Genomic DNA, 19,150 nt, shown 5'->3' with positions numbered 1-19,150 from the left:
CGGCCGGGATGTGGCCTCGGATAGGGGACATCCGCAAAGCCCGCATCGGAAACTTTGCGCGCTTGCGACGTCGAGTTCACCCGCCGCATGTCTGGCGTGCGCCCCGAACGGCAGCGACGGCCACCGCCCGTGCACAGCCTGTACCCGTACCGATAAATCAAGGGGGGTGTGTGGGGTGAGCTTGTCGCGCTTCGTGTTCCTGGCGATGCCCGGCGACCGGGGGGAAGCGCCCACACCCGACGGGGTCGCGTGGATGCTGATCTCCCCGAACAACCGGCCGCTGGGCCGCAGTTGGCGGTTGTACGACACGTACGCCGCGTGCAGCGCCGCCGTGTCCGAACTGCGGGTCGGGTACGACCGGATCCGCTCGCACGCCGCCGTCGCCGACACCCACGGCCACTGGGCCTGGCGGATCGACCTCGACGGCTCCCCGGTGGCGGGTTCGACCCGTTCGTACCTGCGGATCCGGGAGTGCGGCTACAACCTGGAGTGTTTTCTCACGGCCACCCCCGTCGCCCGGGTCGTCGAGGGCGCGCGCAGCGTCCGGGGCGGCCGGTGGCGGGCCGACGACGAGGCGAGGAAGTTGACGCGGTGACCACGGTCGAGCTGCCGGCGGTGGACGCCGGACCCGACGCCCCCCGGAAGATCAGCGAGCGCCCGGCGGCGTCCGACCGGGTGTTCCGGGGACTGCTGCGGGGCACCGGGGCCACGGTACTGGTCATCATGGCCCTGGTCGGGATCTTCCTGTCCTACCGGGCGAGCGAGGCGCTGCGCAGCGCCGGCTGGCGGTTCCTGACCACCGAGACCTGGGAGCCCGACGCGGGCCGGTTCGGGATCGCGGCCGTGCTGGTCGGCACGGTGCTCATCGCCGCGGTGGCGATCGTGGTGGCGCTGCCGCTGGCCGTGGGCACGGCCCTGTACATCTCCGAGTACTCGGCGCCCTGGATCCGGCGGACCCTGATCACCCTCGTGGACCTGATGGCCGCCGTACCCAGCGTCGCCTACGGCCTGTGGGGCTTCTTCATGCTTCAGCCGCAGATCATCGGGCTGGCCCGGTGGATCTCCACCTACTTCGGCTGGATCCCGCTGTTCGACGTGCCCGGGGCCGACCCGACGGACCCGCTGTCGACGGCGACCGTGTACACCTCGTCCACGTTCGTCGCCGGGATCGTCGTGGCCCTGATGATCGCGCCGGTGATGTGCTCGATCATGCGCGAGGTGTTCAACCAGGCCCCGGTCGGCGAGCGGGAGGGCGCCTACGCCCTCGGCGCCACCCGGTGGGGCATGATCCGCACGGTCGTCCTGCCGTACGGCCGGGGCGGCATCATCGGCGGCACGATGCTCGGCCTCGGCCGCGCCCTGGGTGAGACGATCGCCGTGTTCCTCATCATCTCCCCGGTGTTCGCCATCCAGCCGCACATCCTGCGCAGCGGGGCCAACTCCGTGTCCTCCCTGATCGCCCTGCGCTACGGCGAGGCGAGCCCGCTGGGCACCTCCGCCCTGATGGCCGCCGGACTCACCCTGTTCCTGATGACGCTGGTCATCAACTTCGTCGCCTCCTCGATCATCACCCGCAGCCGTTCCGGAGCCAGCAGTGACGCCTGAGCCGACGACCCCACAGCAGCGCCGGGTCCTGGGCGGGGCGCGGCGCACCGACCTGTACGCCCTCCTGGGGGCCGGGGCCGCCGCGCTCGGCCTCACCACCCTGCTCTACACCCAGTTCACCCCCTTCGACGGGGCACTCGGCTTCGTCGTCATCGCCTACCTGGCCTTCCTCGGGTTCTACGGCCTGCTGGTCTCCCTGGAGGAGAACGGCCCCGCCGTCCGGGACCGGCTCGCCGCCGTGGTCGTGCGCAGCCTCGGGTACCTGCTGTTCCTCGCCCTGTTCCTCGTGGTCGCCTTCATCCTGTGGGAGGGCCACCGGGCGTACCTGCACGTCAACTTCTTCACCACCGACATGGCCAAGGCCGGGCCGCTGGACCCGCTGACCGTCGGCGGGATCTCGCACGCCGCGATCGGCACCCTCGAACAGATCGGCATCGCCCTGCTGCTGACCGTGCCGCTCGGCCTGGGCTGCGCGGTGTTCCTCGGCGAGACCCGGGGCCGGTTCGCGAAACTGGTCCGCACCCTGACCGAGGCGATGACGGCACTGCCCTCGATCGTCGCCGGCCTCTTCGTGTACGCGATGCTCATCATCGGCCTCGGCCTGCACAAGTCCGGGTTCGCCGCCTCGGTGGCGCTGAGCGTCATGATGCTGCCGATCATCATCCGGGCCGCCGACGTGGTGCTCCGGCTCGTGCCGGGCACCCTGCGCGAGGCGTCCCTGGCCCTCGGCGCGTCGCAGTGGCGCACCGTGTGGCACGTGGTGCTGCCGACCGCCCGGTCGGGCCTGACCACCTCCGTCATCCTCGGCACGGCGCGCGGCGTGGGGGAGACCTCCCCGGTGCTGCTCACCGCCGGGATGGCCTTCGCCGTCAACGCCAACCCGTTCGACGGGCCGCAGGTGTCCCTGCCGTTGCAGACCTTCTCCGCCGTCAAGTCGCCGATGCCCGACATGATCGCGCGCGGGTTCGGTACCGCCGCGGTGCTGATGTTCCTGGTCGTCGTGCTCTTCATCGTGGCCCGGATCGTCGGCGGGCGCCCCGCCGGCCGGCTGACCCGGGGCCAGCAACGCCGCCGGGCCCGGGCCTCGGCGCGCGACGTCATCCGCTTCAACGGTCGCCACCAGACGATCGCCGTGGTGCCGGGCTCCCGCGCACCCTCTGGACCGTGAGGAAAAGGTTATGTTCAGGCGCCTGCTCGTCGTCCTGCTGCTCGCCTCGGCCGCGCTGACCGGGGCCACCCCGGCCAACGCCGCCCCCGTGTTCGTGCCGGTCACCGGTGTCGGCTCCTCGTGGAGCGCCAACGCGATCCACCAGTGGCGCCGCAACGTCGACCAGTACGGCATGACGATCAACTACGAGGACCCCGGCTCCACCGAGGGCCGCAACCAGTTCCGGCTCGGCAAGGCCGACTTCGGCGTGTCGGAGATCCCGTACGGGCTCAACGACGCGGGGACCGGCAGCGCCGACCCGCCGCCGCCGCGCGGGTTCGCGTACATGCCGATCGTCGCCGGGGGCACGTCGTTCATGTACAACCTGAAGATCGGCAACAACCGGGTGACGAACCTGCGGTTGTCGGGCGAGAACGTGGTCAAGATCTTCACCGGGGTGATCACCTCCTGGGACGACAAGGCCATCAAGGTGGACAACCCGCAACTCGCCCTGCCCGCCCGCAAGATCGTGCCGGTGTACCGGTCCGACGGCTCCGGCACCACGGCCCAGTTCACGCTGTGGATGAGCAAGGAGTACCCGGCGCTGTGGAACGACTACTGCCGCCGCTCCGGCCGCAACACCCCGTGCGGGCTCACCTCGTCCTACCCGGCCCCGGCCAACTTCGGCGTCGGTAAGGCCAACTCGACCGGCGTGGCCAGCTTCGTGAAGCAGAGCTCGTCGGAGGGCGCGATCACCTACGTCGAGTACTCCTACGCGGTCAACAACAACTTCCCGGTCGCCAAGGTGCTCAACAAGGGCGGCTACTACGTCGAGCCCACCGCCAAGGCCGTGGCCGTCGCGCTCACCTTCGCCGGCATCGACAGGACCCCGGGGCCGAACTACCTGACCCAGCAGCTCGACCAGGTGTACAGCAACGACGACAAGCGCACGTACCCGTTGTCCTCGTACTCCTACATGATCCTGCCGACGAGGCTGGAGTACGGCATCACGGAGAACAAGGGCTACACGATCGCCGCGTTCAGCTACTACTTCCTCTGCGAGGGCCAGCAACAGGCCGACTCCCTGGGCTACTCGCCGTTGCCGATCAACCTGGTCAAGGCCGGGCTGGAACAGGTGACGCAGGTGCCGGGCGCGGCGCGCAACGACATCGTGCTGTCCAAGTGCAACAACCCGACCTTCTCGCCGGACGGCACGAACACCCTGGCCAAGAACGCCCCGAACCCGCCCGAGTGCGACCACGTCGGCACGGTCCAGTGCGCGACCGGCACCGGCGGCGCGAAGGCCCCGACGCCGGTCACCCGGGGCGGCGGCACGGCGGGCGGCACCGGCTCGGCGGCACCCGGCGCGCCGGGCGGCTCCGGCGCACCGGGCGCCGCCGACGGGACGGGCGGCGCGGGCGGGGGCGGCGACACGAACGTGGCCGGCTCCGCCGGGGACGTCAACGCGATCCCGGTGTCCCTGGAGGCCGACGGCGGCTGGCGGCTGCGGCACACCATGATGGTGCTCGCCGGGGTGCTCCTGCTCATGGTCATCGTCGGCCCGCCGCTGCTGGCCCGCCGGATCCAGGACGGCAAGTCGTGAGCCGCCGCAGGTGGATCGCCATGGCCGTCGTCCTCGGCCTCGTGTTCACCGGGCCGCCGGCCGAGGCGCAGTCCCCGCCGACCTGGGACTTCGACCAGCTCACCGACTCGGCCGTCGTCGCGCACGGCCGCAAGGGCGCGCACGACGACTACACGGCCCTGGAGGTCACGGTCGCGCAGACCCGGGGCCTGACCAACCAGGGCCTGTCGGTCACCTGGAAGGGCGGCAAACCGACGTCCCCGGACGGGTTCGGCGCCAACTACCTCCAGCTGATGCAGTGCTGGGGGCCCGATCCGACGGCCGCCGACTTCCGGCAGACCTGCCAGTTCGGCGCGGGCAAGACCGCCGCCGGCAACCAGCCCGGCGCGGCCACGGCGCACCGCGACCTGGTGACCGGGATCGACCCGCGGGAACGCACCGACGCCAAGGCCGTGCCGTTCCGGTCCCAGCTCACCGGCGAGGTCACCCCCGACGGCGGGGCCGCGAACCCGTTCCCGAACCGGCCCGGCACGAGCATCCCGGTCGACTCCACCGACCTGGTCGCGCCCTACTTCGACCTGTACAGCTCCAACGAGGTGCCCTACGCGCTCACCTCCGGCGACGGCACCGGCCGGGTCATCTTCGAGACCCAGACGGCCGTGCAGGCCCCGCACCTCGGCTGCGGCAAACCGCGCACGACCGGCGGGCCCGTGGAACCGTGCTGGCTCGTCGTCGTCCCGCGCGGGGAACACGACGCGGACGGTACGTACCAGGACGGCTCCGGCGCCAAGGTGGACGGCAGTCCGCTGTCGGCCACCTTCTTCGCCGACGCGATCGTGATCCGCCTCGACTTCGCCCCCGTGTCGGGCCTGTGCCCGATCGGCCGGTCCGAACGGCGCACCGTCGGCACCGAGATGGTCAGCGACGCGATCACGTCCTGGCAGCCGGCGCTGTGCCAGGGCGGCGGCGCGGTCTACGGGTACTCCCAGACCGGCGACTCCGACGCCCGCCGCCAGGTGCAGCTGACCGGGCCGGGCGCGCCGGGGCTCGCGTTCACGGCCGACCCGGTGCTGCCGGCGGAGGACGCCCCGCCGATCCTGCACGCGCCCGTCGCACTGTCCAGTGTGGTCATCGCGTTCAACATCGACACCCAGCTCGACATCGCCACCCCCGAACAGGGCACCGCGCTGCGCGAACTGAAGCTGACGCCCCGGTTGGTGGCGAAGCTGCTGACCCACTCGTACAAGCGGGACGTGCCCGGGGGCAGCCAGGGCGGTACCCCGGAGGTTCCGATCACGCACGTCAAGGACAACCAGGTGAACCTGCGCCAGGACCCCGAGTTCCTGGAGCTGAACCCGAAGTTCGCGCCGTTCGTGCGCAAGGCCGCCCCCGACGGGCTGATGGTGGCCCTCGGCGACGCGGCGGCGGCCCGCGAGGTGTGGCGGTGGATCCTCGCCGACCCGGAGGCCAAGGCGTGGCTCGACGGGCAGCCGGACGCCACGAAGATGGTCGTCAACAAGTACTTCGCCAACGAGCTCAAGGGCGGCGCCCCGGAGAACTACCCCAACCCGGACCCGTCCTGCTACCGGGCCACCCCGGACGTGCCGGTCCCCGGGTTCTGCATGCAGGACTACCGGCCCTACCTGGGCAGCATGCACCAGACGGCCACCCAGACCCTGCGCGCCGACGCCAAGGCCAAGAACGGCGAGTGGGACCCGAACAAGATCCCGCCCGCGTTCAAGGCCAACCCGCCGCAGTCGCCGGGCGTCCGGTTCGCGATGTCGATCACGGACTCCGCGTCGGCCTCCCGGTTCGGCCTGTACCCGGCGAGCCTGCGCAACCGCAACGGCGAGTTCGTGCCCCCGACGTCGGAGGCGATGCTCGCCGGCTACGGGGCGATGGTGCCCAGCCCGGTGGCGGGCGTGCTGGCCGTGGACCCGCAGCGCAAGGCCGCCGGCGCGTACCCGCTGACGATGTTGACCTACGCCGCCGCCGACACCACCGAGGACGCCGCGGCGCGCAAGGACTACGCGGCCCTGGTCCGCTACGCCGCCGGCCCCGGCCAGGTCGCCGGGCGGACCCGGGGCCAGCTCCCGGCCGGCTACGTGCCGCTGCCCGAGCCGCTGCGCAAGCAGGCCCTGGAGATGGCCGACAAGTTGGAGAAGTGGGTGAACGCGGGCGAACCCACCGCGCCGGCGGAGACCCCGCCGGGGACGTCGGGCGGGTCCACCGCGGGCGGCGGCACCCCGAACCGCGGCGCCACCCCGCCCGCGGCCGTGGTGCCCGCCCCCTCGCTGGGCGCGAAGACCCCGGTACCCGCCGCGTCGGTCACCAAGGGCGTGCCCGTGGGCGTCCTGCGGTTCGTCTGGTTCGCGGTGCTCGGGGTCGGTCTGTTCGGCGCGTTGTCCGGTCCGACCCTGTTGCGCTGGGAAAACCGTCGACGGAGAGGCCAGTGAATTCATTCGGCCTACATGTTGGCGAAGCGGCCCGACCACAAGTCGGGGAAACGATGATCCCGGCTCTTGCCCCTGTGAACGAGGAGTACCTGTGAAGATCATTGGAAGGGTGCTGGGCGTCAGCCTCGGTGCGGCCGCTCTGGCCCTCGCCGTCGTGGCCAGCCCGGCCGCCGCCGAGCCGAACCCGGTGGGCGACTACCGCCAGCTGGCCGGCGTCGGCTCCGACACCACCCAGGACGTGCTCAACGGCCTGGGCGAGGTGGTCAAGGACGGCTCCAACAACAAGGTCGTCGCCTCCTACGACGCGCGCCCGCTGAACACCACCATCAAGACCAAGGCGACGGGCTGCGAGTTCAAGCGTCCCGACGGCTCGGGTGCCGGCCGGACCGCGCTGCGCGCCTCCAACGGCGAGAGCGGCGGCGTCTACCAGGGCGTCAACGTCGCGGGCTGCGTCGACTTCGCCCGCTCGTCGAGCTACGGCGGCGCGACCCCGACCGAGACCGGCGCGTACAGCTACATCTCCTTCGGCGTCGACGCGGTCACCTACGCGATCAACGCGGACAGCGACCTGCCGTCCAGCCTCACCTACGTGCAGCTCCAGCGCATCTACCGCTGCCTGACCACCAACGTCGGCGGTACCCCGGTCACCCCGCTGCTCATGCAGTCGGGTTCGGGCACCCGCTCGTTCTGGCTGTCGAAGATGGGCGTCACCGAGGCCGACATCGCCGCCGGTGACTACCCGTGCCTGAACACCCTGAACAACACGATCCAGGAGCACGACGGCACGGTCGTCAACGGCCACAACGACTACCTGCTGCCGTTCTCGGTGGGCCAGTACATCGCGCAGGGCAACGCCTCGGCGATCGCGGCCCAGACCGGCGTCACCGTCGCCGACCGGCGCGGCCAGGCCATCCTCGGCCGGGTCAACAACATCGCCCCGGTCACGGGCGGCGTGCTCAACGTCGGCTTCCGTCCCGAGCTGGTCCGCGACGTGTACAACGTCGTCCCGACCGCCAAGCTCGGCGACCCGACCATCGCGGCGACGTTCGTCGGCGCGAACTCCAAGGTCTGCCAGGCGAAGTCGAGCATCGAGCTCTTCGGCTTCGGCTACCGCTCCACGTTCGCGGACCTGCTCCACCAGGGCTGCGGCGACACCCGGCTCAAGGCCAACAGCTAGTTGACGGCAACCGGTGGTGGCGCGGCCCGCGTGGTCGCGCCACCACTGTCGACGAAAGGCGTGCGCGCATGAAAGCCCTGATCACCCTCGGCGCGGCTCTGGCGGTACTGGCTCCGGCCGGTCCTGCCCAGGCCGCGCCTCTCGGCACTCTGGCCATCACCCCGGCCACCGGTTCCGTCGACGCGGTGTTCGCCGGCGTGCGCACCTCCGCGGCCTGCCCGGCCGGGTACGGCACCAACGCCGCCGTCAAGGTGGGGAAGGCGGGCGGGCCGTACAACAACCTGAACAAGGTCGGCTCCGCGGGCGGGTACGACCGGGCGCCGTTCACCCTCGACGCGAACCGGTCCCTGCGCGCCGCCCAGGCCGGCGGCGACGGCGAGTACCAGGTCGTCGTGCTGTGCACCAGCGAGTCCCAGGGCGACCACCCGGACCTGTTCGTCGCCGGGATCACCGTCACCGGCGGCACCTGGAAGGTCAACGGCGGCGCCGCCCTCGGGGCCCCCGGCGGACCGTCCCAGCAGGTGAACGCCGAGGTCACCGGTCCGACGCCCACCGCCGCCGCGACCCCGACCCGCACGGGCGGCCCGCTGCCCACCACGGGCGTCTCGCTCGGCACACTCCTCCCCATCGGTCTCGTCCTGCTCGGGGCCGGCGCCGGGGCCGTGTGGATGGTCCGCCGCCGGCGCGCGGCATGAACCGGGCCGCCGTCGCCCTGCCCGGGGCGGCGCTGAGCCTGCTCGGCGTCATGTCCCTCGGCTTCGCCGCGCAGGTGGCCGGGTTGTCGCACGTCCGGTACGAGCGGACCCAGCAGACCGCGTACGCCGACCTCCGGGGCGCCCTGGCCACCGCGACCGCCCCGGTGGGCCAGCTCGACCAGCACGGCCGCCTGTACCAGCCCGGCACGGCCATCGCCGTCCTGGAGGTGCCGTCGCTCGACCTGCGCCAGGTCGTCTTCGAGGGCACCGCCTCCGGGGTCCTGGAGGACGGCCCCGGCCACCGGCGGGACACCGTGTACCCCGGCCAGGCCGGCACGAGCGTCCTGATGGGCCGGCGGTCCAGCTACGGCGCGCCGTTCCGCGACCTGGACATGCTGACCAGCGGGGCCGAGATCGTCGTGACCACGGGCCAGGGCCGGCACACCTACCGGGTGCTGGGCGTCCGCCGCACCGGCGACCTGGAGCCGCCCCCGGCCACCACGGGCCGCCTCGTGCTGGTCACGGCGGACGGGCAACCGTTCCTGCCGAACAACCTGATCCAGGTCGACGCGGACCTGGTCTCCGAGGCGCAGCCGATCGGGGCCCGCCCGCTGACCGCCGCCGCGCTGCCCGCCGCCGAGCGGGCCCTGGCCGTCGACCCCGGCGCGTGGACCCCGCTGCTGCTGTGGGGGCAGGCCCTCACGATCGCGGCGTTCGCCCTGTCCTGGGCCCGGATCCGCTGGGGCCGGCGCCAGGCGTGGCTCGTCGGCGTCCCCGTCCTCGGCGCGCTCGGCCTGACCGTCGCGGACCAGGTGGTCCGCCTCCTCCCCAACCTCCTCTAAGGACTGTCGATGACCGCTGTGATGGACGCAGTCACCACGCTCGCCACGCTGGAGGCGCGCGCCGTGTCCGCCTGGTTCGGCGACCACCAGGTGCTCGACCGGGTGTCGTTGACGATGCCGGCCGGCCAGGTGACCGCCCTGATCGGGCCGTCGGGCTGCGGGAAGTCCACCTTCCTGCGGATCCTCAACCGGATGCACGAACTCGTCCCCGACGCGTCCCTGGCCGGGGAGGTGCTCCTCGACGACGAGGACCTCTACGACCAGTCCCGCCGGATCACCGACGCGCGCCGGCAGATCGGCATGGTGTTCCAGCGGCCCAACCCGTTCCCCGCGATGTCCATCTACGACAACGTGGTGGCCGGCCTGAAACTGATCGCGGCCAAGGTGTCTCGGTCCGAGAAGGACCGGCTCGTCGAGGAGTGCCTGACGAAGGCCGGGCTGTGGAAGGAGGTCCGCGACCGGTTGCGCCAGCCCGGCGGCGGACTGTCCGGCGGCCAGCAGCAGCGGCTCTGCATCGCCCGCGCGCTCGCCGTGCGCCCCCGGGTGCTCCTGATGGACGAGCCCTGCTCCGCGCTGGACCCGACGTCCACCCGCCGGATCGAGGAGACCATCACCGAACTCGGCTCCGAGGTCACCATCGTCATCGTCACGCACAACATGCAGCAGGCCGCCCGGGTGTCCGACCAGTGCGCCTTCTTCCTCGCCGAGGCGGGCACCCCCGGGCTGATCGTCGAGCACGGGACGACGGCCGCGATGTTCGACAGCCCCGTCGACCCGCGCACCCATGACTACGTACATGGGCGTTTTGGCTAGGCGGTGTCACCGCGAGTTTCCCTGGCGCATGTCCGGCGTAGACGTTGGCCTGCATGCGCCGCCACCACCGGTGATGAACCTGACCGTAGGCACAGATCGTTTCGGATCTGTTCCGTTCTGAGGAGATGATTGATGAAGGGTACTCAGTCCCTGTTCGCGCGGGGGGCGGCCCTCGCGGCTGCCACGGTCCTCGCGAGCGCCGCGGCGCTCGCGCTGGCCGCGCCGGCTCAGGCGGCCCCGCTGGGCACGCTGACGCTGTCGCAGACGAGCGGCGACGTGGCCACCAACCCCATGTTCGCGGGGGCTACCACGTCGACCGCCTGCCCGACGGGTTACGGCACCAACGCGACCATCAAGGTCGGCAAGGTCGGCGGTCCGTACAACAACCTGAACAAGGTCGGCTCCGCGGGCGGGTACGACACGGCCCCGTTCACGATCGGCGCCAACCGGTCCTTCACCACCTCCAACGGTGGCGTCGCGCCGACCTCGGGTGACTACCAGGTCGTCCTGGTGTGCACCAGCGAGACCCAGGGTGACCACCCGGACCTGTTCGTCACGGACATCACCGTCACCGGTGCGAACTGGGCGGTCAAGTCCACGGCTCCGGCCCAGGACACCACCACCGCGTTCGGCATCGCGCCGGCCGGCCCGGTCGCCCAGGGCTCGAACGTGACCTTCACGGCCACGGTCACCCCGGCCGCCGCCGCCGGTTCCGTCGAGTTCCGTCGGGGCGCGAACGTGGTCGGCACCGGCACCGTCTCCAACGGTGTCGCGACCCTCACCACCAACACGCTGCCGATCGGCACCCACTCCCTGACCGCCGCGTTCGTCCCGGCGAACGCCGCGGCCTTCAAGCCGTCGGTCTCCTCGGCGCAGACGTACCAGGTCACCGCCCCGAGCGGCAGCATCAACAAGCCGCAGACCATCACGGCCGACATCGCGCCGGGCGCCTTCTCCCTGGAGCTGGCCGGCAACGCCGTCACCCTGGCCGGCGGCACCGTCGGTGGCACCGCCACCGGCGCGCTGAACCAGGCGACGGTCGTCGACCTGCGGGGCACCAACGCCGGCTGGAACCTGGTCGGTCAGGTGGAGGACTTCACCGGCGCTGCCGGCACCTTCGGTGCCGACAACCTCGGCTGGACCCCCTCCGCCAGCAAGGTGAGCGGTTCGGGCGCGGTCGTCGCCGGTTCCGTCTCCCCGAACGGTCTCGGCACCGCCAAGACCCTCTGCAAGGCCGTCGCGGCCAGCAGCGCCGGCACCTTCAAGTGCGGCGCGAACCTGAGCCTCAACATCCCGGACACCACCGCTCCGGGCAGCTACAGCGCGACCCTCACCCTGACCCTGGCCTAGGGATATGGGGGCGGAGGGGTCCTTTCGGGGGCCCCTCTGCCATTCTCTCGTTCTCCGGAGTGCCGCCATGAAACGCTTCCTGATTCTTTGTGTACTCGCGCTGCTCGCGGTGTTCGTCCCCGCGCCCGCGCACGCCGCCGAGGAGCTGCGGTGGGCGGTGCAGCCCTCCACCGAGAACGGCCCCAACGGCCGGGGTGCCTTCGAGTACAAGGCCGCGCCGGGGCACCAGATCCTCGACTACGTGGGGATCAGCAACCTCAGCTCCCAGGACCTGACCCTGTCGGTGTACGCCACGGACGCGTTCACCGCCACCGACGGCGCGTACGGCCTGCTGCCGGCCAGCCAGAAGGCCAAGGACCTGGGCAGCTGGACGGACCTGACGCCGAAGCAGTACACGATCGCGGTCGGCAAGCGGGTCGACATCCCGTTCCGGCTGACCGTCCCGGCCAACGTCACGCCCGGCGACCACGCGGGCGGCATCATCGCCTCGGTCAGCCAGGTGCAGACCGGCGCGGACGGCAAGAAGGTCAACGTCGACAAGCGGGTGGCCGCCCGGGTGTACGTCCGCGTGGAGGGCCCGGTGCGGCCGTACACGGAGGTCACCTCGGTCAAGGTGGAGTACGACAACCCGTGGAACCCGTTCGCGGGCGGGGACATGACCGTCACGTACTGGCTGCGCAACTCCGGCAACGTCCGGGTCTCCGGCGCGGCGAACGTGCGGGCCCGCGCGCCGCTGGGCGTCGGGCTCGGCGAGACGGGGGACGCGGCCATCCCGGAGATGCTGCCCGGGTCGGAGATCGCCGTGACCCGGAAGATCAGCGGGGTCGCCCCGCTGGGCCGGCTGACCGCGCTGGTGACGTTCAACCCGAAGAGCGCCGACGGCCGGTTGGCGGTGGCCACCGGGTCGGGGTCGGTGTGGGCGCCGCCGTGGCTGCCGCTGGGCGGGCTCGTGCTCGCCGTGGGGCTGGTCCTCGCCGTCCGGGTGGTCCGTCGCCGTCGCCGCGCCCTGGTGACCCGGGCCGCCGCCCTCGCGTAGCCGTCCGGCGGACCGGCGGGAATCCGGCGGACCGGCGGGAGTACCGGCGCTTGTGGCCCCGGATGGGCGGTCACGGCGGTCAAGTACCCGACAAAGATCACTCGTTGTGTTTTTGATAGCACTGAGTGACGATCGCGGGGAGATGTCCGAGAAGGACTGTCGGTTTTTTCACTGACGGTAGTGGACAGTGTGTGGCAGGATCCCCCGGACACTGTCATGGGGATCACGCTGGGGGAAAGACACATGAACGACGCACTGTTCCGCTGCCGGGCCTACGTCGCGGGCGAGTTCGTCGACGCCGAGCTGCACGCCGACCGGCTCGTCCTCGGTGGACGCACGCTGCCCGTCGCGGAGATGTCCGGGCCGACGACGCAGGAGCTGGGGCTGCTCACCACGGTCACGGTGACGGTCGCCGAGGACCGGATCGAGTTCGACGCGTGGCAGGACGAGGCGGAGCGGCTGTGCGAGGCGCTGGCGTCCCTGACGTCGGTCAACGCCTAGACAACCACCGGGCGCGGCTCCGCGACCGGCCCGGGGCCTCTCAGGGCTGGTTTCCGGGCCTCGGGGTGAGGCGGGTCTGCTCCACGGCCGGCCCGGGCCCGAACGGGTCAGCGCGGGTCGGCCGCGTCGAGCCTGGCCGACGCCGCCGCGTACTTCAGCCGCAGCCGCGCCTGGGTCGCCTCGTCCAGATGGCTCAGCCGCTCCGGGCTCGAGTTGTGCGCGATGTCCGCCCGCTTGATCAGGATCGCGTCCCGGGTGGTGACGAGCCGGCCCAGGTACTCCTCCTGGGACTCCTCGGGCCGGCGGCTCATCGCGTCCACGAGCACCACCACCTCAGGGGCCACGCCGAGCCCGACCAGCTCGTCCAGCGTCACGTCCACGTCCTCGACGGAGTCGTGCAGCAGGGCCGCCATCTGCTGGACGAGCGTCCCGCCGTTCGCCGCGGTCATCCGGGCCACCGCCCGGCAGTGCTCGATGTACGGCGCCCCGCTCTTGTCGACGTGCCGTCGGTGCAGGGTGGTGGCCATGGCGTCGATGGCCTCCAGTGACTCCCACTGCCTCATCGACATCTCCCTAGTTCCGGCTGCATGACTCATGCCTACCACTTCCCGCCGGCTGGGACAGCCGGAGTGCCCCGCCGTCCCGCCCCGGGTGTCCGGAGTCACCCCCGCGCGGCGCTACCCCAACCACGCCGCCGCGCGTACCCCGCCGACCTCGCGCCCCCCGCCCAGGATCCGGACCCGGCAGATCTCGTCGACCACGTCCCCGCCGACCCCGAGCCCCGCGAGCACCGCCCCGAGCACCGGCCGCACGGCCCGCTGCGCCCCGTCGTCGACCTTGACCGCGAACGTCCGCCCGTCGGGCAGCGCCCCGACCTGCACCGCCTCGGCCCCGACCTTCGTCAGCAGCCCCGGCACGGCGCGCATCAGCCGGGTGTCGAGCCGCGCCTCGCCGGCCACGTACTCCGGGAAGGCCCGCATCGCGTCCGCCACCCGCCGCAGGGGGGAGCCGGTGGGGGACAGCACCGCCGTCCGGTACAGCCGGGCCAGCCCGGTCAGGCTGATCGCGTGCACGGGCGCCCCGCAGCCGTCGGTGGCGGTCCACGCGACGGGCTCCCCGGCCCCGTCGGCGAGGGTGTCGCGGGCGAGGACCTGCAACGGGTGCCCGGGCGCGAGGTAGCTGTCCAGCGGCCAGCCGTTCACCGCGCAGGCCACGAGCATGGCGGCGTGCTTGCCGGAGCAGTTCATCAGCAGCGGGCTGGCCTCGCCGCCGGCGCGCAGGTGCACCTGTTCGCGCTCGTAGGGCAGGTCGGCGGGGGTGCGCAGCAGGTCGGCGGACAGCCCGGCGCTGGCCAGGATCTCCCGCACCCCGGCGACGTGGAAGTCCTCGCCCGAGTGCGACGCGGCCGACAGCGCGGTGAGGTGGCCGGGCAGGTCGACCCCCGCGGCGGCGACGGCGGCGGCCTGGGCGAGCTTGGCGCAGGACCGGGGGAGCATGGGGGTGCGCGCGTCGCCGTACTCGGCGGCGACCGTGCCGTCGGCCGCCAGGATCACCAGGGAGCCCCGGTGCCGGCCCTCGACGAAACCGGACCGCACGACCTCGGCGAGCACGACGGGCTCGACCGGCGCCCCGGCCGGGGTGTCGGCCCCGGGTGCGGCGCGGAACGACGGCGTGGCGTGGCGCGGCGAGGTCTGCATGTGCGCGAGTTTCCGGCCCGGCCCCGACCCGGCACAAGACTTCCCGGATCCAGCACGGATCTGACGCCCCTCACCGAATCGGGTGCGGAATCCCCGCCCCCGCCCGTATCGTCGTCGTCATGGATTCCGCGACCAGGCTCGACGCCATCGACTGGGCCATCCTCGAACGCCTCCAGTCCGACGCGACGATCCAGAACAAGGACCTCGCCGCCCAGGTCGGGATCGCCCCCTCCACGTGCCTGGACCGGGTCCGCCGCCTCCGCGAACGCCAGGTCATCGTCGGCTACCACGCCGAGGTCTCCCCGGAGGCGGTCGGCCTCGCGGTGCAGGCGATCCTCGCGGTCCAGGTCCGCCCGCACACCCGCGAGGTGTTCGCCCGGTTCGTGGACTTCGCCCTCGACGTCCCCGAGGTCCGGGCCCTGTTCCACGTGAGCGGCGAGGCGGACTTCCTGGTGCACGTGGCCTGCGTCGACACCCGCCACCTCCAGCAGCTGGTCCTCGACGAGGTGCAGACCCGCAAGGAGGTGGTCGCGGTGCACAGTTCGATCGTCTACGAGCAGGTCCGCAAGGACGCCCTCCGCCCGCCGGACCCGGTCCGCACCCCGTCGCTGATCACCCCGCGCGCCCAGGCCCGCCGCCGCAGACCCTGAAACCACGATCAGAGGGTTACGGCGGCGCCCGACCCGGCGCGCATCGGTCCGCCGGGCCGGCCGGCGCGTGCGGGCCCGCCTGCCGGCGTCCCCCGGGAACCCGGCGGGGCCGCGCGGCCCGCGCACCCGTCAGCCGGGCACCCGGCACCTGGGCCGGCCCGCGCACCTGTCAGTGGGGCATCTGGCGCGCGAGTCGGCCAGTCGACCCAGCCGGGCACGCGCGGTCGGCCCGCGCACCTGTCAGCCGGGCACCCGGCACGCGGGTCGTCCGGGGCGACCCGTCAGCCGTAGGCCTGGAGGAACGCCCCGTAGAACACGCCCAGCGCGGTCAGCACGCCCAACCCGGCGACCAGCCAGAACCGGACCACGATGTTCACCTCGCTCCACCCCACCAGTTCGAAGTGGTGGTGCAGCGGCGACAGCCGGAAGATCCGCCGGCCGGTGGTCCGGAACGAGATCACCTGGAGCACGACCGACATCGTGATGATCACGAACAGGGCGCCCAGGATCGGGGTGAGCAGCACGGTGCGGGTGGCCATCGCCATGCCGCCGATCAGGCCACCCAGCCCCAGCGCGCCGGTGTCGCCCATGATGATCCGCGCCGGTGAGGTGTTCCACCACAGGAAACCGAGGAGCGCCCCGGCCGCGGCGGCGCCCACCATCGCGATCTCCAACGGGTCCCGGGTCGAGTAGCAGTACGCGCCCGCCTGGCTGGCCGGGTAGTCGGGGCACCAGTGCCGGTACTGCCAGAACGCCATCATCGTGTACGCCATCAGGACCAGGATCGACGCGCCCGTGGCCAGGCCGTCCAGCCCGTCCGTCAGGTTCACCGCGTTGCTCATCGACATGATCACGAAGACGAAGACGACGATCGCGAACACCTGCCCGGTCCGCAGCCAGTCGATGTCCCGCACCAGCGACAGGTACTCGCTGCCCACCGTCATCGTGTACCCGTTCACGGTGCGCGGGAAGCCCAGCGCGACCCAGCCGAGGCCGCCCCCGACCAGTACCTGGCCGATGATCTTGCCCTTCTTGCTCAGGCCCTTCGGGTTCTTCTGCCGGACCTTGATCCAGTCGTCGAGGAACCCGACCACCCCGCAGCAGACCAGCAGCCCCAGCAGCACCACCCCGGTCACGGTCACCCCGGCGCTCCGGGTGGCCGTGGCCGGCATGGTGGCCAGCACCCCGTGCCCGACCGCGTAGGCGAGCACCGTCGCCACGATGAACACCACCCCGCCCATCGTCGGCATCCCCTGCTTGCCGGTGTGGGTCGCGGCGCCCAGCGACCGGATCGGCTGACCGGCCCGCAACGCCCGGAGCAGCCGCGCCGCCAACGGCGTGATCAACAGGGACAGCACGAAGGCGACGAACGCCGCGGCGATGACAGCCCGCACAGGGCGGCTCCGTTCCTGGGCAGGGGTCCCTGTGCCCCCGTGACACAGGGACCCTGGTGGTGTCCCCAGCCAACGGGACAGCGCGGCAAACACCCATTGTTTTAGGCTGAGGCGAATCCTGGTCGGGTGGAGGTCGCATGTCACAGGTACGGTTCGAGGTCGCCGACCTCGCCGAGATCCGGTTCTGCGTCTCCCCGATCTGGGAGACCGTCACCAGCCTCTGGGCGCTGGCCGACCCGTCCCGGCACGCCTGCCACCTGCCCTGGATCCGCTGGGCCCGCACCGTCGCCGCCCAGCCCGCCCTGACCCCGCACGTCGAACTCCTGACCGCGTTCGCCCGCCCGAAGGCCCCCCTGCCCGACTTCCTCGTCCCGCCGCCCGGCGACCCGCTCGTGGAGATCGGCGAGGAGGTCGCGGCCGTCCGGGCCACCCCGCCCGAGATCGTGGCCGTGGACATCCTCAGCACCCACCGCCCCGCCGCCCCCCTGCACCCGCTCGCCCGGGCCGCCGCCGGGGACCCCGCCCACTGGCTGCCCCGGATCGCCGACGCCGTCGACGCCTGGTGGCGGGCCGCCATCCTGCCGCACTGGCCCCGGATGCGGGCACTGTTGGAGGCCGACATCGGCCACCGGTCCCGGCAGTTCGCCGAGGGCGGGCCCCGGCTGCTGTTCGACACCCTGCACCCCAGCACCAGCTGGGCCGGCGACCGGCTGCTCGTGGAGGACGCGTTCCGGATCGACGTAGCCGTCGCCGGGTCCGGGTTGCCGCTGCGGCCCAGCCTGTTCCTCGACCACCGGGTGATGCTGACCCAGTCGGACTGGAACCCGCCGTCGGCGATCTACCCGGCGCGGGCCGTGGGGACGCTGTGGGAGTCGTCCGGGCAGCACCGGCCGCAGTCGCTGGCCCGGCTGCTGGGGGCGAACCGGGCGCGGTTGCTGGAGTTGACCGCCACACCGGTGACCACGACGGCGCTGGCCGCGCGGACCGGGTTGACGCCCGGCAGTGTGTCGCAGCATCTGGCGGTGCTGCATCAGGCCGGGTTGCTGAGTCGGCACCGGTATGGGCGGGAGGTGCGGTACACGCACACCGAGCTCGGTGGTCAGCTCCTCGCCCCGCCGGGGCCTGCGGCCCTTGACCTGGTTCCGCCCGAGTGAGGCGTCGTCTCTGGGGCTTGCCGTAGTCGTGGCCGTGACTGCTGGCGTTGGCGTGGCAGCTGCCGCTGCTGGCGTGGTCGGTGCTGGCGGTGCTGGTGCCGTGGCCGGCGGTGGCGTTCGGTCCGGTGTCTGTCGTGGTGTCGGCCCCGGGACGGTGGTGCGCGGGCCGGCTGGTCCATGGGAAGGCGTCCGCTGTCTGAACGGCCCGCCGGGAGCCTGACCTGGGGTGGGGGCTCTGTGAGCGTGAACATATCCAGGTGCGTCCCGCGGCCGGTCCGTACACGATACGAGCGTGACCGAGTATCGCGTAGCCGCTGTCTTCGACCTCTTCCTTCTCCTGGTCGCGGTACTGACGCCGCTGGCGGGGGCGACCCTGGCCGCCGTGCTGCTGCCGAAACGGGGACGGCGCGCCCGTTTGGCGTTGGCCGGGTGCCTGGTGTCGTTGCTGAACATCCTGGTCACGCACGGACTGATGTTGGCCACGGGGCCGCTGATGAAGGTCTTCGGCATCGCCCTGGCGCACACCGTGATCTCCGCGGTCAGCATGCCGATCCACATCATCGGGTTCGGGCTGCTGCTGGCCGGCGCACTCACCGGCCCGCCCCAGACCCCGGCTCCGGCCCCAGCCCCAGCTCTCGCCCCGCCTTCGGCCCCGGCTTCCCCTTCGGCCCTGGCTTCGGCTCCGAATGCGGCCCCGACCCAAGCTCCGACCCCGACTTCGGGAACGGGGGAGAAGTGACTTTTGCCAACACCGTTCTGGCGGTACTGGGCGTTGAGGTCCTGACCGCGACGCAGGTGAAGTGCGTAGTCCGCTGTCTACAGGGGGAACTGGTCTGCGGGCAACGGTTTCGCGCCGTCGGTCCGGACGGCGAGGATGTGCCGTCGGCGGGTCCGCTCACCGTCGCCGGGATGTGGAGGTACGAGATGGCCGTGGATCTGGTCGACCCGCCACACTCGGCCAAGGTTCTCCTGACAGGCACACTGGGCGAGGGCGGCTCGGGCGTTCGTCTACTGGATGTTTCGGAAGTGTAGGGCCGTCAGGCGCCGGCCC

19 protein-coding genes are annotated in these 19,150 nt (G+C 72.2%); 16 read left to right on the top strand and 3 right to left on the bottom strand.

What is annotated here, in order from left to right; all coding sequences use genetic code 11:
* Positions 1-175 precede the first annotated feature (175 nt).
* The 12 genes from AB0M43_RS13075 (at position 176) to AB0M43_RS13020 (ending at position 13,204) form a co-directional block, all read left to right on the top strand.
* Positions 176-595, top strand: a complete 420-nt coding sequence (locus tag AB0M43_RS13075) for a hypothetical protein (RefSeq protein ID WP_363724080.1) — start codon at positions 176-178, stop codon at positions 593-595.
* Positions 592-1,605: a phosphate ABC transporter permease subunit PstC gene (gene pstC / locus AB0M43_RS13070; RefSeq protein ID WP_363724078.1), complete on the top strand. Its 1,014-nt coding sequence runs from the start codon at positions 592-594 to the stop codon at positions 1,603-1,605. The genes AB0M43_RS13075 and pstC overlap by 4 nt, the downstream gene beginning before the upstream one ends.
* On the top strand, positions 1,595-2,773 hold the full coding sequence (gene pstA, locus AB0M43_RS13065) for a phosphate ABC transporter permease PstA (RefSeq protein WP_363724076.1): 1,179 nt from the start codon (positions 1,595-1,597) through the stop codon (positions 2,771-2,773). Before pstC ends, pstA begins: the two co-directional genes overlap by 11 nt.
* A 10-nt stretch (positions 2,774-2,783) precedes the next feature.
* Positions 2,784-4,355 (top strand): phosphate ABC transporter substrate-binding protein PstS, encoded by a 1,572-nt coding sequence (locus tag AB0M43_RS13060; RefSeq protein WP_363724074.1) that lies wholly within the window; start codon positions 2,784-2,786, stop codon positions 4,353-4,355.
* Positions 4,352-6,790: a hypothetical protein gene (locus tag AB0M43_RS13055; RefSeq protein ID WP_363724072.1), complete on the top strand. Its 2,439-nt coding sequence runs from the start codon at positions 4,352-4,354 to the stop codon at positions 6,788-6,790. The genes AB0M43_RS13060 and AB0M43_RS13055 overlap by 4 nt, the downstream gene beginning before the upstream one ends.
* A 91-nt stretch (positions 6,791-6,881) precedes the next feature.
* On the top strand, positions 6,882-7,967 hold the full coding sequence (locus AB0M43_RS13050; protein WP_363724070.1) for a hypothetical protein: 1,086 nt from the start codon (positions 6,882-6,884) through the stop codon (positions 7,965-7,967).
* A gap of 68 nt (positions 7,968-8,035) precedes the next feature.
* Positions 8,036-8,662 (top strand): hypothetical protein, encoded by a 627-nt coding sequence (locus AB0M43_RS13045; RefSeq protein ID WP_363724069.1) that lies wholly within the window; start codon positions 8,036-8,038, stop codon positions 8,660-8,662.
* Positions 8,659-9,504, top strand: a complete 846-nt coding sequence (locus AB0M43_RS13040) for a class E sortase (protein ID WP_363724067.1) — start codon at positions 8,659-8,661, stop codon at positions 9,502-9,504. Before AB0M43_RS13045 ends, AB0M43_RS13040 begins: the two co-directional genes overlap by 4 nt.
* Positions 9,505-9,513: 9 nt before the next feature.
* Positions 9,514-10,317, top strand: a complete 804-nt coding sequence (locus tag AB0M43_RS13035) for a phosphate ABC transporter ATP-binding protein (RefSeq protein WP_363724065.1) — start codon at positions 9,514-9,516, stop codon at positions 10,315-10,317.
* A 132-nt stretch (positions 10,318-10,449) separates the two neighbouring features.
* Positions 10,450-11,667 carry an Ig-like domain repeat protein gene (locus AB0M43_RS13030; protein ID WP_363724063.1) on the top strand — a complete coding sequence of 406 codons (1,218 nt, stop codon included), beginning with the start codon at positions 10,450-10,452 and terminating at the stop codon, positions 11,665-11,667.
* Between the two features lie 67 nt (positions 11,668-11,734).
* Positions 11,735-12,703: a DUF916 domain-containing protein gene (locus AB0M43_RS13025; protein WP_363724061.1), complete on the top strand. Its 969-nt coding sequence runs from the start codon at positions 11,735-11,737 to the stop codon at positions 12,701-12,703.
* A 243-nt stretch (positions 12,704-12,946) separates the two neighbouring features.
* On the top strand, positions 12,947-13,204 hold the full coding sequence (locus AB0M43_RS13020) for a hypothetical protein (RefSeq protein WP_363724060.1): 258 nt from the start codon (positions 12,947-12,949) through the stop codon (positions 13,202-13,204).
* Positions 13,205-13,311: 107 nt separating this feature from the next.
* On the opposite strand, the gene AB0M43_RS13015 is transcribed toward AB0M43_RS13020, so the two are convergent.
* Positions 13,312-13,767 carry an HD domain-containing protein gene (locus AB0M43_RS13015; protein WP_363724058.1) on the bottom strand — a complete coding sequence of 152 codons (456 nt, stop codon included), beginning with the start codon at positions 13,765-13,767 and terminating at the stop codon, positions 13,312-13,314.
* Between the two features lie 114 nt (positions 13,768-13,881).
* Entirely contained in the window at positions 13,882-14,901 is a 1,020-nt protein-coding gene (locus AB0M43_RS13010) for an asparaginase (RefSeq protein WP_363724056.1), read from the bottom strand.
* A 119-nt stretch (positions 14,902-15,020) separates the two neighbouring features.
* Between AB0M43_RS13010 and AB0M43_RS13005 the strand changes: the two genes are divergently transcribed.
* Positions 15,021-15,551: an Lrp/AsnC family transcriptional regulator gene (locus AB0M43_RS13005; RefSeq protein ID WP_363724054.1), complete on the top strand. Its 531-nt coding sequence runs from the start codon at positions 15,021-15,023 to the stop codon at positions 15,549-15,551.
* A 281-nt stretch (positions 15,552-15,832) separates the two neighbouring features.
* Here AB0M43_RS13005 and mraY read toward each other — a convergent pair whose 3' ends face one another.
* Positions 15,833-16,945, bottom strand: a complete 1,113-nt coding sequence (gene mraY, locus AB0M43_RS13000; RefSeq protein WP_363724052.1) for a phospho-N-acetylmuramoyl-pentapeptide-transferase — start codon at positions 16,943-16,945, stop codon at positions 15,833-15,835.
* 137 nt (positions 16,946-17,082) lie between these two features.
* On the opposite strand from mraY, the gene AB0M43_RS12995 reads away from it, so the two are divergent.
* The 3 genes from AB0M43_RS12995 to AB0M43_RS12985 all read left to right on the top strand — a co-directional run bounded on the left by AB0M43_RS12995 (position 17,083) and on the right by AB0M43_RS12985 (position 19,131).
* Positions 17,083-18,099: a helix-turn-helix domain-containing protein gene (locus AB0M43_RS12995; protein ID WP_363724051.1), complete on the top strand. Its 1,017-nt coding sequence runs from the start codon at positions 17,083-17,085 to the stop codon at positions 18,097-18,099.
* Between the two features lie 292 nt (positions 18,100-18,391).
* On the top strand, positions 18,392-18,838 hold the full coding sequence (locus AB0M43_RS12990; protein WP_363724049.1) for a hypothetical protein: 447 nt from the start codon (positions 18,392-18,394) through the stop codon (positions 18,836-18,838).
* Positions 18,835-19,131: a hypothetical protein gene (locus tag AB0M43_RS12985; protein ID WP_363724047.1), complete on the top strand. Its 297-nt coding sequence runs from the start codon at positions 18,835-18,837 to the stop codon at positions 19,129-19,131. The genes AB0M43_RS12990 and AB0M43_RS12985 overlap by 4 nt, the downstream gene beginning before the upstream one ends.
* The last annotated feature ends 19 nt before the right edge of the window (positions 19,132-19,150 follow it).

The sequence above is a fragment of the Longispora sp. NPDC051575 genome (assembly GCF_040681875.1).
Classification (GTDB): domain Bacteria; phylum Actinomycetota; class Actinomycetes; order Mycobacteriales; family Micromonosporaceae; genus Longispora.
Note: the sequence above shows the minus strand (reverse complement) of the source record. Positions and strands in the feature narration are given on the sequence as shown.